This is a genomic window from Mesorhizobium sp. WSM4312 (genome assembly GCF_002294875.1).
Classification (GTDB): domain Bacteria; phylum Pseudomonadota; class Alphaproteobacteria; order Rhizobiales; family Rhizobiaceae; genus Mesorhizobium.
In genome coordinates this window covers 192001-207137 of record NZ_NSFU01000002.1, presented here as the reverse complement: position 1 = coordinate 207137, position 15137 = coordinate 192001, and the positions used below count along the sequence as shown (strand labels likewise).

Below are 15137 nucleotides of genomic sequence, written 5' to 3'. Positions count from 1 at the left end.
CGATGTCTGTAGTGACGAACCGTCGGCGCCGCCCCTCAGGTCACTTTTAAATCCCAGGGCAGGCCAAGGCTTCGACAATCAACAGTATCCTGCCGAGGGGTACTGCCAACAGTCGCTCTTCGCCGCTACGATGAGCCATGGCCCTTTTTGAACTCACCCTTGTCCTGCTTTTGACGGCTGTCGCGCTGACGGCGCTGTCGCGGCGGCTGGAGGTCCCCTATCCGTCGCTGCTGGCCCTGGCCGGGGTCGGCATCGCCTTCGTGCCTGGCGCACCGATGATCGAGATCGATCCGGAACTGGCGCTTGCGCTGTTCATAGCGCCGGTGCTTCTCGATGCCGCCTATGACACGTCGCTGCGCGACCTGAAGCGCTACCGGCTGTCGCTGCTGCTGCTGGCGCTTGGCGCCGTCGTCTTCACCACTGTGGTGGTTGCCTTCGTCGGCTGGAAGATGGCCGGCCTGCCGATCGCCGCGGCGATCGCGCTTGGCGCCATCGTCGCGCCGCCGGATGCCGTGGCGGCGAGTGCCGTTCTCGGGCAATTCAAGGTGCCGCACCGCATCACCGCCATCCTGCAGGGCGAAAGCCTGCTCAACGATGCCACCGCGCTCTTGATCTACCGGCTGGCGGTTTCGGCAGCACTCGGCTCGATCATGCTGAGCAACGCCATTCCGGTGATCCTGCTGTCAACGATCGGCAGCCTGATTGGAGGTTATCTGCTTGGCCGCCTCTCGCTCTTGACGCTGACCCGCATCGAGGATGCGGCGAGCAGCACCGTGGTGCAGTTCGCCGGGACATTCGGCGTGTGGATATTGGCCGACAAGCTCGGTCTTTCCGCCATCATCACCATCGTCGTCTACGCCATCACGATTGCGCGCAGTGCACCGCGCCGCATGTCGGCGAGACGCCGTGTCAGCACCTATTCGGTCTGGGAGTCGGCGGTGTTCGTTCTCAACGTTTTGGCTTTCGTGCTGATGGGCCTGCAGGCACGGTCGATCGTCGGCCGGCTTTCCGGCGAAGGGCAGGGCGAGGCCTTTCTGTTTGCCGCGACGGTGCTGGTGGTCGTCATCGCTGCGCGCCTCGTCTGGGTGGCGAGTTATGTTGCGATCATCCGATGGCTTGCCCGTCTCGGCGGCGAAGACAGAAAGCGGGATTTGCCGACATTTGGCGGCGCCGTGCTGGTCGGCTGGTGCGGTATGCGCGGGCTGGTGACGCTGGTGGTGGCCATTGCCCTGCCTGCCGGCTTTCCCGGCCGCGATCCGATCGTGCTTGCCGCCTTCGCGGTGGTTCTGGGTACGCTGGTGCTGCAGGGGATGACGCTGAAGCCTCTGCTGCGGATACTCAACTTCGATCCCGACAGAACCGTCGACAATGAGGTTGCGCAGGCGCGCGTTGCCGTCATGCAGGCCGCACTTGACGTGTTGAGCCGCAAGACATCGGCCGCGGCGGCTGTCGTGCGCGAGCAGTACGAGGCTCAGCGCGTGATCGCGGAAAATCCGGAGGACGCACAGGCGGCAACCGAATACGACCGGCTGCGCCTCTACGCCATCAACCGCCAGCGCGACACGCTGGAGGAATTGCGCAGCAACGGCACGATCGGCGACGAGGCCTATCACCGGCTGGAAGAAGAGATCGACTGGGCGGAACTGGCGGCGTCGCCAGCGGGCCGGTTCCAGCCGTTGACGACGGATTAGAAGATCGCGCGGCGGGGCAGGGGAGGCTGCTGGCACAAGCCGCTTGCATTCTCCTGCACATTGCAAGCAATCCACTGAGCCGCTACTGCCATCGCCGAAGGTGAGCCGGATAAGCAATGAAGCTGGTCAGCTACAACATCCAGTACGGGTTCGGCAGCGACGGCCGCTATGACCTTTCGCGCGCGGCGCGCATCGTCGACGGCGCCGATGTCATTGCCCTGCAGGAGGTCGAGCGGCACTGGCAGCGCAGCCATTTCGACGACCAGCCGGAGCTGCTGTCGCGCCTGCTGCCGGACTATCACTGGATCTACGGCCCGGCCTTCGACATGGACGCCAGCGAGCGGCGGGACGGTCGCCTGGTCAATCGGCGCCGGCAGTTCGGCACCATGGTTCTGTCGAAACCGCCGATCGTCTGGTCGCGCCTGCATGCGCTGCCGATGCGCCGGACGCTCAGGCCGCTCAACACGCGCAACGCGGCGCTCGAATGCATGATCGGCACACCGGCCGGCCCGGTGCGGGTGCTGTCCTTGCATCTCGCCCATATCGCGGCGGAAGAGCGGCTGGAGCAGATCGACTATCTGCTGGCCGAACACCGCCGTGCGCCGTCCGAAGGCGGGCCGTGGAGCGGCATCGATGACGAGCCTTCGCGCAACTGGACCAGCGGCGAAGCCGAGCCGGAAAATCCGCTGGCGGCGATCTGGATGGGCGATTTCAACATGGAGCCGGGCAGCGCCGAATACCGCCGCATCGTCGGCAGCACGCCCTATCATCGGGGTGCTGCCTATCTCGACGGCTTCGTCGATGCCGCCGTTGTGGCGATCGAACCCGCTGATGACTTCCACACGCATGAGAAGATCATCGACGGCAGGCTGGCAAAGCGCCGGCTCGACCACTGCTTCGTCGGCGGTATGTTCGCGGGGCGGGTCCGCTCGGTCGCATCCGATACAGGCGAGGTGGCGTCCGATCACTTCCCGGTCCGGGTCGACATCGATCTCGAAACGCCACTCGGCTTGGGAGGTCGATAGACCCGAAATGACGCTTTTCGTCTTCTTCGCGGTGCTTGCCGCAGCCGCCATGCACGCGATCTGGAACGCGCTGGTCAAGGTGCATCTCGACCGCTTCCTGTCGATCACGCTGATGACATTGGGCATGGGGTTTGCCGCGCTGTTCGTGCTGCCTTTCGTCGAGTTCCCGAAGGCCGCGGTCTGGCCGTTCATTCTCGCTTCGGTGGTCTTCCACATGGGCTACCGAACCTTCCTGATCGGCGCCTACAAGGCCGGCGATTTCGCCCAGACCTATCCACTGGCGCGCGGCACGGCACCGCTGCTGGCAGCACTTGGTGGCATCGTGGTGGTGCAGGAGGTGCCGGCGCCGTTTGCCATTCTCGGCATCCTGCTTTTGTCAGCCGGCACGCTGGTGATGTCGTTTCGCGGCGGCGCGCATCTGGAGAGGCTCAACCTGCGCGCCGTCGGCTTTGCGCTCGGCACGTCGATCTTCATTGCTAGCTATACATTGTCGGACGGCAGCGGCGCGCGGCTGGCGGCGACGGCGCAAAGCTACGCGGCCTGGCTGTTCGTCTGCGACGCGACATGGGCGCTGGTGCTGTGCCTCATCTTCCGCGGGCCGCAGTCACTGCCCGTGCTGGCGCGCGACTGGAAGGCCGGGCTGTTCACCGGCGTGCTCAGCGGCGCGGCCTACTGGATCGTGATGTGGGCGATGACCAAGGCGCCGATCGCCTCGGTGGCATCGCTGCGCGAAACGTCGATCCTGTTCGCCATGCTGATCTCGGTCTACGCGCTCGGCGAGAAGATGACGGGCTGGCGCGGCGCCGCCGCGCTCAGCATTGTTGCCGGGGTTATCGCGCTCCGGATGGGTTAGGCCGCACTCAACCCAGGACTGTCATCACCTGGCCGCGCCGCTCCGGGCTGAAGCGGATGACGACGATGATGCAGACGGCGACCACGCCGGCGAACAGCGCCAGCGCATAGCCGTAGCTGCCTCCGGCCGACTCCGCTATGCCCGCCTGATACGGACCGCCATAGGATGCGGCAAGGTTGCCGGCCTGATAGATGAAGCCGGGCAAGGTCGCGCGGACCGCCCCCGGCGACAGTTCGTTGAGATGAACCGGGATGACGCCCCAGGCGCCCTGGACGGCGACCTGCATGACGAATGCGCCGATGGCCAACATGAAGGGCGTGGTGCTGTAGGCCCATAGCGGGATCGACGGCAGGGCGATCAGGCAGGCGAGCGTGATGGCGTTGACGCGGCCGATCCTCTCCGACAGCGCGCCGAAGGCCAGGCCGCCGACGATGGCGCCGATATTGGCGACGATGGTGATCCAACTCACCGTGTGCGGATCGAAGCCATGCTGCTTCTTCAGGAAGGTCGGGTAGAGGTCCTGCGTGCCATGGCTGAAGAAATTGAAGAACATCATCAGCACGACGGCATAGAGCGCGACGCCCCAGTGCTTCTGCAGCGTTTCCAGGAGCCCCGGCTTGACCGATTTCCGCGCCTCGGCGAAGGCCGGCGATTCCGGCACGTGCGAGCGGATGAAGAGCACGATCAGCGCCGGCAAGAAGGAGAGCAGGAACATGGCACGCCAGCCGATCGTGTAGCCGCCGATCGTCTGCTGGTAGAGCAGGCCGTAGACCACCGCCGCCAGGAGGTAGCCGGCGGGATAGCCGCATTGCAGGATGCCCGATACGAAGCCGCGCGCGCTGGGAGGGATGGATTCCATGGCGAGCGAACTGCCAAGCCCCCATTCGCCGCCCATGGCGATGCCGAACAAAGCGCGCAGGGCGAGGAAAATGCCGAGATTGGGCGAGAAGGCGGCGAGCGCGCCGATCACCGAATAGCTGACGATGTTGAGCATGAGGATGGGCTTGCGCCCATATTTGTCGGCGAGCATGCCGAAGAAAAACGCGCCGATGAAGCGCGTCGCCAAGGTCAGGAACAGCGCCTTTGAGACTGCCGGGACATCGGTGTGGAATTCACTCGCAATATCGGTGAGCAGGAATGTCAGAAGGAAGAAATCAAAAGCGTCGAGCGTCCAGCCCAGGAATGAGGCCAGAACGGTTTTCTTCTGCTCGGCAGTGAGATTCAAGGCGTCCTCCTTTGGTGCCCCCAAAGGAACGATATGTCGCCCCTCTCGCAAAAGAGAACAGCGATCAGCCGGAACCGGCGGTCACTTTTTCGTAAGGTCGAGGTCGAAGACCATCAATCCGTCCGTGCCGCCTTCGAGTGCGGCGACCAGCCGGGCGCCGGCGCGCTGATGGGCTTCATGGACGAGATAGGCGTCGCGGGCGGCGGCATCGCGGAAATCGATGGTGAAGCCATGGCCAAAGCCGCGGGCGAAGGGCTCGGGGCTGACATTGGCACTGAAGTGGACCGTGTCCATGCCGTCGATAACCTTTCGAAGCGCTTCGAGGTCGGCATGGATCGCCGTGCGTTCGCTTTCGGAGACATCGCCGCGAAACCGGGCGAAGACACAGTGCCTGATCATTTCTTCATCCCCTTCAAGCAGCCCGGTTGCTGGAAAACACGGCCGGCGGCAGCGGTTCGCGGCCGAGGATCAGATCGGCACCCTTCTCGCCAACCATGATGGTCGGTGCATTGGTGTTGGAGGAGGGCACGCGCGGCATCACCGAGGCGTCGCAGACGCGCAAGCCTTCGATGCCGCGCAGCCGCAAATCGGGCGTCACGACAGCCATCTCGTCATGGCCCATGCGGCAGGTGCCGACCGGATGGTGATCGGTCTTTGCGCTGCGGCAGGCGTAGTCGAACAGTTCGTCGTCGGTCGCCAGCGACGGGCCGGGCAGCACTTCGCGCAGCACGTAGGGCTGAAGCGCCTTCTGCCGCATGATCTCGCGCGCCAGCCGCAGGCCCTTGATCGACATGGCGCGGTCATAGGGATCGGACCAGTAGTTGGGATCGATCAGCGGATGGTCGGCCGGGTCGGCGCTCTTCAGTCGCACCGTGCCGCGCGAGCGCGGCCGCAGGAAGGCCGAGTTCAAGGTGACGCCCGGATTGTTCAACTTCTCGACGCCGGCCTCGATGCCGGAGCCCAGGCCGAGATGGAACTGGATGTCGGGCGAGGCGGCGGTCGGGTCGGCGTACCAGAAGCCGCCGGTCTCGAACAGGCTGGAGGCCACCGGCCCCTTCTTCAAAAGCAGATATTGCAGGCCGGCCCAGGCCGTGCGGTGCAGCTTGGCGTAATTGTCGTAGGTGTGGTCGCCAGTGCATTCGGCGATGACGAACAGATCGAGATGGTCCTGCATGTTGGACCCGACGCCGGGCAGGTCATGCACCGGCGTCACGCCGACCGATTTCAGGTGGTCGGCCGGGCCGATGCCCGACTGCATCAAAAGCTTCGGCGAGCCGATGGCGCCGGACGAGACGATCACCTCGCGCCCGGCGCGCAGGATCTTCTTCTCGCCACCTGGCCGGTCGACGACTTCAACGCCGACAGCGCGGCCGTTCTCGACGACGATGCGTGTCACCAGCACATCGGTCCGGACGGTGAGGTTCTTGCGGGCGCGGATCGGCTTGAGATAGGCGACCGAGGCGGAGGAGCGCCGGGCATCCTTCTGGGTGAGCTGGTAATAGCCGACGCCTTCCTGGGCAGCGCCGTTGAAGTCGGGGTTGAAGGGAATGCCCATCTCCTGGCCGGCGCGGAAATAGGCTTCGCAGATCGGCAGCGGCGAGATCGGGTTCGACACGCCGAGCGGTCCCTGGTCGCCGTGAAAATCGTTGGCGAAACGCTGGTTGTTCTCGGCGCGCTTGAAATAGGGCAGCACGTCGCGATAGCCCCAGCCGGCGAGACCCTCTTCCTTCTCCCACGCGTCGTAGTCGCGGGCATTGCCTCGCGTGTAGATCTGGGCGTTGATGGACGAGCCGCCGCCGACCACCTTGGCCTGCGTGTACCAGAAGACGCGGTCCTTCATGTTTTTCTGCGGCACGGTGGACCAGCCCCAGGACGCAATGCCCTTGGTCATCTTGGCGAAGCCCGCCGGCATATGAATGTAGGGGTGCCAGTCCTTGCCGCCGGCTTCCAGCAGCAGCACGGAATTCAAGGGATCCTCGCTCAGCCGGTTGGCCAGAACACAGCCGGCCGGGCCGGCGCCCACGATGATGTAGTCTGTCATGTCGTTTCCACCTATAGCCGCGGCACGGAGAGCGCGCCGTCGACATTGATGATCGAGCCGGTCGAAAAGCCGAGCCTGCCGGCGGCAAGCGTCGCCACCACCGCGCCGATGTCTGACGCTTCGCCCCAGCGTTTGGCCGGCACCAGCCCGCTGTCGATCAAGGCATCGTATTTGGCGGTCACGCCTGCCGTCATGTCGGTGCGGATGATGCCCGGACGCAACTCGAACACGCCGATATTTTCAGGGGCGAGCCTGAGCGCCAGGTTCTTCACCCACATGGAAAGCCCCGCCTTCGATATGCAGTATTCGGAGCGCTCCGGCGAAGCCATCTCGGCGCTGACCGAGGTGACGGTGATGATCGATCTTGCATGGCCGCCGGGTGTGGCCAGCATTGCCTTGGCGACGGCCTGGCTGAGGAAGACCGTGCCGCGCAGGTTGATATCAAGCGTGCGGTCGAAATTTTCGGGCTTCAGCTCCAGCAGGTCGCCGCGCACCACGGCGCCGACGCCGGCATTGTTGACGAGACAGTCGATGCGGCCGAAGACGCGCATCGCGGCATCGACCAACACGGCGTGGCCGTCGAGATTGGCGACGTCACAACTGACATAGGCGAGTTTCGCACCGCGCGCCGAGATGTCTGCGTCGAGCCCGTCAGGCGCCTGTTCGGCGAGGTCGGCAACCAGAATGTCAAAGCCGGCATCGGCCAGCGCTTCCGCGCAAGCCAGCCCGATCCCGCGCGCGCCGCCGGTGACGATGGCTGCGGGGCGGGTCATGCGGCAAGCTCCATCTTGCGGATATGGTCAGCCACCCGCAACGCCTGAGCGGCGACCGACAGCGCCGGGTTGACCGCAGCCGAGTTCGGCAAAAAACTGGCATCGACGACGAACAGGTTCCGGTGGTCGAACGACCGGCAGAACGGGTCGAGCGGCGCGGTCGCCGGATCGTCGCCCATCCTGACCGTGCCGCACTGGTGCGAGGGCGTGCGCTTATCGAAGGGGCGCGACAGCACGATGGGGTAGCCGCAGGCGCGGAAGTTTTCGCGCATCACCTTGGTCAGTCCGTCGAGCGACTGCATGTTGGAGCGCCGCCACTGCATGACGATGTCCTTGCCGTCGACCATGATGCGGCTTTCGGGATCGGGCAGGTCCTCGCACATCAAATACCAGTCGACGGCATGGCCGGCCATGAAGTCGAGCACGAATTTCGGCATCGTCCTCACATTGGCCTTGAGCATGTTGCCGTCGATCTTGCCGAGCAGCTGGACATTGCCGAGCGGTTTGCCGCCCCTGCCGTCCGACAGATAATAGTCGTTCAGCATCAGCGTCTTCTGGTAGACGGCATCGTTCCTGCGGCGCGGATCGATCGCCAGCATGGCACTGGAATTGTGGTTCATGAAGTTGCGGCCGACCTGGTCGGAGCGGTTGGCGAGGCCCTTGCCGCCTCCTTTGCCGTTGCCCGGTGAGGGCGAGCGCAGCAGGATGACGGCGGAATTGACCGCGCCGGCGGACAGGATGACCAGTTTCGGCGACACTTTCTTCAGTTCGCCGTTCTGCCGGTAGTGGATCGCGGCGATGCTTTTGCCGTCGGGCGCCACCTCGAGATACTCGACGTAGCAGCCGGTCTCGAGCCGGATGTTGCTGTCCCCAAGCGCCGCCGCCAGTGGCGCTGTCTGGGCGTCCATCTTTCCCAGGCCGGTGTTGGGGAAAGCGTCCCAGCCGGTTCTGCCTTCCTTCAGCCAGGTATCGATGTCGACGCCGAGCGGCAGCGAGGCCGGATGCAGGCCGAGGCCCTTCAGTTCAGCACGGGCGCGCGCGATCGGTGCTTCGTCGGGCACCGGCTTGAAGGCGTAGGGGATCGAGTGGAACGGTTCGGTCGGATCCTCACCCAGCGTGCCGCGCACGCGAAACAGCTGCTCCGCCCTGGAATACCAGGGCTCGAACTCGTCGTAGGAAAACGGCCAGGCGGGCGAGACGCCGCCGTAATGCTCCATGGCCGAAAAATCTTCCTTGCGGTAACGGATCAGCACCGCGCCGTAGAATTTCGAATTGCCGCCGACATAGTAGTAATTGCCGGGGTTGAAGGCGGCACCGCCGGCCTCGCGCCACATCTCCTTTGGGCGATAGTGGCCGTCGACGAAGATCGAGCGGGTGTCGCGGGCATGCGGGGTTGCCGGCAAGGGCTCGCCACGCTCCAGCATCAGGATCGAGGCGCCGCTGCCGGCCAGGCCGGAGGCGATCGTGGCGCCGCCAATGCCGGAGCCGATGATGACGATGTCCGGATTTGCCATGGCCGTCAGCGGATGCGGTTCTCGGTCGCCGGATCGAAGAACACCGCCTTGGTCAGGTTGAAGGCGAGCGGCGTGCTGGTGCCAGGCTGGATGTTGGCGTCGGCGCGCAGCCGTGCCACCACGCCCTTGCCGCCGAGATTGGTGACGGCGAACGTGTCGGAACCGGCCGGCTCGACGACCTCGATATGCAGGTCGGCGGTGGCGATGTTCGAGGCGTTGCGCTCGGCGCCCTCCGGATCGGTCAGCGCTTCCGGCCGTACGCCGAAGATGATCGGCTTGCCCTGGAATGCCGAGAGACCTGCTGGCGCATTGGCCATCGGCAGCGTGATCGGCTCGCGCGCCTCGCGTTGCAGCACGACGGACAGCGCATTGCCCGATGTGGCGATGGTCGCCGGAATCAGGTTCATCGCCGGCGAGCCCATGAAGTCGGCGACGAAGAGATTGCTGGGGTTGTTGTAGATCTCGGCCGGGGTGCCGAACTGCTGCACCTCGCCGTCGCGCATGACGGCGATCTTTGTCGCCAGCGTCATCGCCTCGATCTGGTCGTGGGTGACGTAGACGATGGTGGTGCCTGTCGTGGCGTGCAGGCGCTTGATCTCGATGCGCATGTCGACGCGCAGCTTGGCGTCGAGGTTGGACAAAGGCTCGTCGAACAGGAAGAGTTTGGGGTCGCGCACCAGCGCCCGGCCCATGGCGACGCGTTGGCGCTGGCCGCCCGAAAGCTGGCTCGGCTTGCGCTGCAGGAGATGGCCGATCTGCAGGACCTTGGCCACCTTGTCGATCGCCTTCTGGCGCTCGTCGGCCGGCACGCCGCGCATCTCCATGCCGAAGGAGATGTTCCCGGCCACCGTCATGTTCGGGTACAGCGCGTAGCTCTGGAACACCATGGCGATGTCGCGCTTCGAAGGGTGCAGATCGTTGATGGCGCGGCCGTCGACGCGGATCTCGCCCTCGGTGATCTGCTCCAGGCCGGCGATGGTGTTGAGCAAGGTGGACTTGCCGCAGCCGGACGGACCGACCAACACCAGGAAGCCGCCCTTTTCGAGCTCTACATCGATGCCCTTCAGGATCTCGACATTCCCGAAGCGCTTCTTCAGCCCATCAATTTCCAGAAAAGCCATGGTCGTTCCTTCTGAATTGGTCAGCCTTTGACCGCGCCGGCCATCAGCCCGCGCACGAAATAGCGGCCGGCGACGACATAGACGATCAGGGTGGGCAGGGCGGCGATCATCGCGGCCGCCATGTTGACGTTGTATTCGACGACGCCGGTCGAGGTGTTGACGACATTGTTGAGCGCCACCGTCATCGGCATCGCATCGCCGGTGCCGGCATAGGCCGAGGCGAACAGGAAGTCGTTCCAGATGTTGGTGAACTGGTAGATGACGGTGACCACGAAGATCGGCATCGAGTTCGGCAGCATGATGCGGCGGAAGATCTGGAAGAAGGAGGCGCCGTCGACCTGCGCGGCCTTGATCAATTCGGTCGGGAAGGCCTCGTAATAGTTGCGGAAGAACAGCGTGGTGAAGCCGATGCCGTAGACGACGTGGACGAAGACCAGATTGACCGTCGAATTGCCGAGGCCGAAGCTGGTTCCGACGGAGTTCTGCAAGGTCACGCCGAAGCGGCCGACGCTGCCAAGGATCGTCGCCATCGGCAGCAGCACCGACTGGAACGGAATGAAGCAGGCGAACAGCATCAGCCCGAACACCAGCGTCGCGCCGCGAAAGCGCCATTTGGTCAGCACGTAGCCGTTGAGGGCGCCGAGCATGGTCGAGATCAGCACGGCCGGAACCACCATCTTGATGGAGTTCCAGAAATAGCCCTTGATGCCGGCGCAGGTGAGGCCGACACAGGTCTCGCCCCAGGCCTTCAGCCACGGGTCGAAGGTCGGCGCCTTGGGCAGCGCCAGCATGTTGCCGTTCTGGATCTCGTCCATGGTCTTGAACGAGGTAACCAGCATGACGAACAGCGGCATCAGGTAGAACAGCGCGAACAGCGCCAGAAGCCCGTAGATGACGATGCGGTTGACGAGCTTGGTGTTGATGCCGCCGGAGGCCTGGCGGGCAGGGGTGGCGACAGCGCTCATCGCGGCTTCTCCCTGAGTTCCGAATAGAGATAGGGCACGATGATGGCGATGATGGTCATCAGCATGATCACCGCACTGGCCGATCCGACAGCCATTTCGTTGCGCTTGAAAGTGTATTCGTACATGAAATTCGAAGGCAGCCAGGCCGAGCCGCCGGGGCCGCCGGACGTCAGCGCCACGACAAGGTCGTATGACTTGATGGCGAGGTGGGCGAGCACGATGAAGGCCGACAGGAAGATTGGCCTCAGCAGCGGGATGACGATGCGGCGGTAGAGCTGGAAGGTTGTGGCGCCATCGATCTGCGCTGCCTTCATGATCTCGCCGTCAATGCCGCGCAGGCCGGCCAGGAACATCGCCATGATGAAGCCGGAGGCCTGCCAGACGCCGGCGATGACCACGGTGTAGATGACGAAATCCTTGTTCTTGATCCAGTCGAAATGGAAGCTCGTCCAGCCCCATTGATGCAGCGTCTGTTCGAGGCCGAGGCCGGGATCGAGGAACCATTTCCAGGCGACGCCGGTGACGATGAAGGACAGCGCCATCGGATAGAGGTAGATCGGCCGCAGCACGCCTTCGCCGCGGATCTTCTGGTCGAGCAGGATGGCCAGGAACAGGCCAAGCGCCAGGCAGATCAGGATGTAGAGAAAGCCGAAAATGCCCATATTGGTTATCGACGTGTACCAGCTCGATGGCGGGTCGGTGTCGAAGGTCCAGCCCCACAGCCGCTGATAGGCGCGCGAACCTGTGATGACGTAGGACGGGAAGGTCTTGGAATTGGTGAAGGACAGATAGATCGTCCACAGGATGAAGCCGTAGACGAAGACGATGGTGATGGCGAAGCTCGGCGCCAGAACGATCTTCGGCAAGGCCTCCTGCAGGCGCGAGCGCACCGAGGTGCGCGACCGCTCCGGCGTCAGCTTGATCTGGCTTGTTGCTACTGTGCTCATGAGCTCCTCCCGTTTCGGGTCGTCCGTGCGCCGCCGTCAGGCGGCAAGGCGGCCCCGTGTATACGGGTCTTCGGTCGGCATGGTGTCGAGCCGGCCAATCCTGAGATAAAACCTTCCCCGCCAAAGCGGGGAAGGTGATTTCGAGCGTTGCGCTTACTTGGCGTCGTCGATCGCCTTGACCAGTTCGGTCACGGCCTCGTCCGAGGTCTTGATCTGACCGTGGACGAACTTCGAGACCACGTCCTTGTAGGCATTGGCGACAGCCGGCGGGGCGCCGTAGCCCTGGGCCAGCGAGCCGAACAGCGTGCCGCCTTCGTTGGCCGCCTTCAGGTCGGCGATGCCCTTCTTGCCGCAAGCGTCGAAGTCGGTGTCCGGAACGTCGGTGCGGGCCGGAACCGAACCCTTGACGACGTTGAAGGCCGACTGGAAGCTCTTCGACAGGGTGGCGGTGGCCAGCGCGACCTGGGCGGCCTTGCGGTCGTCCGGAACGTTGAACATGCCGAACATGTCGGAGTTGTAGATCACCGAGCCGTCGGTGCCCGGGAAGCGATAGCACAGGAAGTCGGTGCCCGGGGTCTTCTTGGCGGCGTGGAACTCACCCTTGGCCCAGTCGCCCATGACCTGCACCAGGGCGTCGCCCTTGATGACCATGGCGGTGGCAAGGTTCCAGTCGCGGCCCGAGAAGTTCGGGTCGACATAGGTGACGAGCTTGGCGAGGTTGTCGAACGACTTCTTCATCGTGTCGGACTTGAGCGAAGCGTCGTCGAGGTCGTTGAAGGCCTTCTTGTAGAACTCGGGTCCGCCGGTCGACAGCACGACGGAGTCGAACATGGTGGCTTCCTGCCAGTTCTGGCCGCCGAGAGCGAGCGGGATCACACCCGCGGCCTTGGCCTTGTCGAGCAGGGCGACAAAGTCGTCGAAGGTCTTCGGCTCGGTGCCGCCGATCTTGTCCATGACGGCCTTGTTGATCCACAGCCAGTTGACCGAGTGGACGTTGACCGGAGCCGCGACCCACTTGCCTTCATAGACCGAGAACTTCTGCAGGGCCGCCGGAACCGACTTGTCCCAGCCTTCCTTCTTCGCCGTCTCGGTCAGGTCGCCCATGACGCCGGCCGCGGCATAATCGAGCACGGTGTAGCCGAGCATCTGCGAGGCGGTCGGATAGTTGCCGGCCGCGACCATCGCCTTCAGGGCGGTCATGGCAGCATCACCGCCGCCGCCGGCGACAGGGACGTCCTTCCAGGCATAGCCTTCCTTGGCCAGGTCGCCCTTCAGCACGTTGAGGGCAGCCGCTTCGCCGCCCGACGTCCACCAATGCAGCATCTGCACTTCCTTGACGTCCGCGGCGTGCGCCGAGAACGCAAAGCTCGTCGCAAGAGCCGTTCCGATAAGCAGTTTGCGCAACATGTACTTCCTCCCTTGTTGCATTACACGACCGGTGGAAGCCCACCGGGTTCTTCCCAACTCAGCCGACCCACCATCCGGTGCGCTGGCCGCGATGAAACTGGATTGTCTTTTCCTCGGTATAGTCCTCGACGGCGCGTTTGCCGAGTTCGCGTCCGAGACCGGACTGCTTGTAGCCCCCGAAAGGCAGCTCGGGATAACCTTCCATGAATGTGTTCACCCAAACCGTCCCCGAACGCACCCCACGCGCCACCGACATGCAGGTGTCGATGCTGGCGCTCCACACGCCTGCAGAGAGACCATAGGGCGTGTTGTTGGCGATGTGCAACGCCTTCTCAATCGATTCAAAGGTGAGCACTGAGAGCACCGGTCCGAACACTTCCTCACGCGCAATGGCCATGTCCTCGGTGACGCCACGCAGGATGGTCGGGTCGAGATATTGGCCGGCATTGGAGGCCAGCTGCTTGCCGCCGCTGAAGACATTGCTGCCTTCGCCCGCCGCTGCCGCAACGTAATCCGTCACCTTGGCCAGATGGTCGGACGAGATCATCGCGCCGACCCTGGTTTGCTCGTCGAGCGGGTCGCCGACCTTCACCCTGGCGGTGAGTGCCTTGACGGCGCTGAGAAAATCTCCGGCGATCGCCTCGTGCACGATCAGCCGGCTGCCGGCATTGCAGCATTCGCCGGCATTGAAGAAGCCACCGAACACCGCCGCGTCGGCGGCGGCCTCGAGGTCGGCATCGGGAAAGACGATCTGGCCGTTCTTGCCGCCAAGTTCCATCGAGACCTTCTTCAGCGATTGCGCGGCGGACGCCATGGTCATCTTGCCGACGCGGGTCGAGCCGGTGAACGACACCATCTCGACCAGGGGATGGCCGACCATCGGCGCGCCGACATCGGCGCCCAGACCGGCCAGGATGTTCACGACCCCGGCGGGCAGGCCGGCTTCGAGCAGGATGTCGCCCAGCACGAAGGTCGAGGCCGAGGTCATTTCGCTCGGCTTGACCACTGCCGTGCAGCCGGCGGCGAGCGCGAAAGGCAGTTTCTGGCTGACGATGAGGAACGGGAAATTCCACGGCGTGATGATCGACACGACGCCGATCGGCTCGCGCACGACCACGCCCAGCATGGCATCGCCGAGGTTGGCGTAGCTCTCGCCATGCAGTGTGCGGGCGAGCGAGGCGGCATAGCGCCAGATGTCGACGGCGCCGCCGATCTCGCCGCGCGCCTGGGCGATCGGCTTGCCGGATTCCAGCGCGTCGAGCCGGGCGATGTCTTCCAGCCGTGTCTCGATCAGGTCGGCCGCCCTGAACAGGATCGCGGCGCGCTCGCCGGCCTTCATGCGTGGCCATGGGCCGGTCTCGAACGCCTTGTGCGCGGCCTGCACCGCCGCTTCCACCTCCGCCTCGCCGGCTTGTGCATAGCGCGAAACGGTGAAGCCGTGGCCGGGGCTCTTGCGTTCCAGCGTGCGGCCGTCGCGAGCATCGACGTGCTTGCCGTCGATCAGCAGCCGGTAAGATTTCGGCGCGGCTAAGGCCTCGGCGGGCATGGCGATGTTGAGGGGTGCGTTCATCAGAG

The 15137-nt window shown here is 64.4% G+C and carries 13 protein-coding genes; 3 read left to right on the top strand and 10 right to left on the bottom strand.

Translation table 11 applies throughout. The features are described from left to right. The first annotated feature begins 137 nt into the window (after positions 1 to 137). The 3 genes from CK228_RS04245 to CK228_RS04235 all read left to right on the top strand — a co-directional run bounded on the left by CK228_RS04245 (position 138) and on the right by CK228_RS04235 (position 3569). Positions 138 to 1691 (top strand): sodium:proton antiporter, encoded by a 1554-nt coding sequence (locus tag CK228_RS04245; RefSeq protein ID WP_095772575.1) that lies wholly within the window; start codon positions 138 to 140, stop codon positions 1689 to 1691. Between the two features lie 116 nt (positions 1692 to 1807). Further along, positions 1808 to 2716, top strand: coding sequence for an endonuclease/exonuclease/phosphatase family protein (locus CK228_RS04240; RefSeq protein ID WP_095787012.1), 909 nt, complete (start codon positions 1808 to 1810; stop codon positions 2714 to 2716). Positions 2717 to 2723: 7 nt separating this feature from the next. Further along, positions 2724 to 3569: an EamA family transporter gene (locus tag CK228_RS04235; protein ID WP_095787011.1), complete on the top strand. Its 846-nt coding sequence runs from the start codon at positions 2724 to 2726 to the stop codon at positions 3567 to 3569. A gap of 7 nt (positions 3570 to 3576) precedes the next feature. On the opposite strand, the gene CK228_RS04230 is transcribed toward CK228_RS04235, so the two are convergent. The 10 genes from CK228_RS04230 to CK228_RS04185 all read right to left on the bottom strand — a co-directional run bounded on the left by CK228_RS04230 (position 3577) and on the right by CK228_RS04185 (position 15132). Then, positions 3577 to 4794 carry an MFS transporter gene (locus CK228_RS04230; protein WP_179295808.1) on the bottom strand — a complete coding sequence of 406 codons (1218 nt, stop codon included), beginning with the start codon at positions 4792 to 4794 and terminating at the stop codon, positions 3577 to 3579. An 81-nt stretch (positions 4795 to 4875) separates the two neighbouring features. Then, entirely contained in the window at positions 4876 to 5193 is a 318-nt protein-coding gene (locus CK228_RS04225; RefSeq protein WP_095787010.1) for a Dabb family protein, read from the bottom strand. A gap of 13 nt (positions 5194 to 5206) precedes the next feature. Further along, positions 5207 to 6835 (bottom strand): choline dehydrogenase, encoded by a 1629-nt coding sequence (locus CK228_RS04220; RefSeq protein ID WP_095787009.1) that lies wholly within the window; start codon positions 6833 to 6835, stop codon positions 5207 to 5209. 11 nt (positions 6836 to 6846) lie between these two features. Further along, a complete protein-coding gene (locus CK228_RS04215) occupies positions 6847 to 7608 on the bottom strand; it encodes a 3-ketoacyl-ACP reductase (RefSeq protein ID WP_095787008.1) in 762 nt (253 codons plus the stop codon). Then, on the bottom strand, positions 7605 to 9122 hold the full coding sequence (locus tag CK228_RS04210; RefSeq protein WP_095787007.1) for a GMC family oxidoreductase: 1518 nt from the start codon (positions 9120 to 9122) through the stop codon (positions 7605 to 7607). The genes CK228_RS04215 and CK228_RS04210 overlap by 4 nt, the downstream gene beginning before the upstream one ends. 5 nt (positions 9123 to 9127) lie before the next feature. Further along, positions 9128 to 10243 carry an ABC transporter ATP-binding protein gene (locus CK228_RS04205; protein WP_095787006.1) on the bottom strand — a complete coding sequence of 372 codons (1116 nt, stop codon included), beginning with the start codon at positions 10241 to 10243 and terminating at the stop codon, positions 9128 to 9130. A 20-nt stretch (positions 10244 to 10263) separates the two neighbouring features. Further along, positions 10264 to 11208, bottom strand: a complete 945-nt coding sequence (locus tag CK228_RS04200) for a carbohydrate ABC transporter permease (protein WP_064980812.1) — start codon at positions 11206 to 11208, stop codon at positions 10264 to 10266. Next, positions 11205 to 12155, bottom strand: coding sequence for a sugar ABC transporter permease (locus CK228_RS04195; RefSeq protein ID WP_095787005.1), 951 nt, complete (start codon positions 12153 to 12155; stop codon positions 11205 to 11207). The genes CK228_RS04200 and CK228_RS04195 overlap by 4 nt, the downstream gene beginning before the upstream one ends. A gap of 153 nt (positions 12156 to 12308) precedes the next feature. After that, positions 12309 to 13562, bottom strand: a complete 1254-nt coding sequence (locus tag CK228_RS04190) for an ABC transporter substrate-binding protein (protein WP_095772584.1) — start codon at positions 13560 to 13562, stop codon at positions 12309 to 12311. Positions 13563 to 13620: 58 nt separating this feature from the next. Then, on the bottom strand, positions 13621 to 15132 hold the full coding sequence (locus CK228_RS04185; RefSeq protein ID WP_095787004.1) for an aldehyde dehydrogenase family protein: 1512 nt from the start codon (positions 15130 to 15132) through the stop codon (positions 13621 to 13623). Positions 15133 to 15137 lie beyond the last annotated feature (5 nt).

Bases quoted from the DNA above. Each gene is read 5' to 3' on its own strand.
- CK228_RS04245 (WP_095772575.1), top strand. From the start codon at position 138: ATGGCCCTTTTTGAACTCACCCTTGTCCTGCTTTTGACGGCTGTCGCG.
- CK228_RS04240 (WP_095787012.1), top strand. From the start codon at position 1,808: ATGAAGCTGGTCAGCTACAACATCCAGTACGGGTTCGGCAGCGACGGC.
- CK228_RS04235 (WP_095787011.1), top strand. From the start codon at position 2,724: ATGACGCTTTTCGTCTTCTTCGCGGTGCTTGCCGCAGCCGCCATGCAC.
- CK228_RS04225 (WP_095787010.1), bottom strand. From the start codon at position 5,193: ATGATCAGGCACTGTGTCTTCGCCCGGTTTCGCGGCGATGTCTCCGAA.
- CK228_RS04220 (WP_095787009.1), bottom strand. From the start codon at position 6,835: ATGACAGACTACATCATCGTGGGCGCCGGCCCGGCCGGCTGTGTTCTG.
- CK228_RS04215 (WP_095787008.1), bottom strand. From the start codon at position 7,608: ATGACCCGCCCCGCAGCCATCGTCACCGGCGGCGCGCGCGGGATCGGG.
- CK228_RS04210 (WP_095787007.1), bottom strand. From the start codon at position 9,122: ATGGCAAATCCGGACATCGTCATCATCGGCTCCGGCATTGGCGGCGCC.
- CK228_RS04205 (WP_095787006.1), bottom strand. From the start codon at position 10,243: ATGGCTTTTCTGGAAATTGATGGGCTGAAGAAGCGCTTCGGGAATGTC.
- CK228_RS04200 (WP_064980812.1), bottom strand. From the start codon at position 11,208: ATGAGCGCTGTCGCCACCCCTGCCCGCCAGGCCTCCGGCGGCATCAAC.
- CK228_RS04195 (WP_095787005.1), bottom strand. From the start codon at position 12,155: ATGAGCACAGTAGCAACAAGCCAGATCAAGCTGACGCCGGAGCGGTCG.
- CK228_RS04190 (WP_095772584.1), bottom strand. From the start codon at position 13,562: ATGTTGCGCAAACTGCTTATCGGAACGGCTCTTGCGACGAGCTTTGCG.
- CK228_RS04185 (WP_095787004.1), bottom strand. From the start codon at position 15,132: ATGAACGCACCCCTCAACATCGCCATGCCCGCCGAGGCCTTAGCCGCG.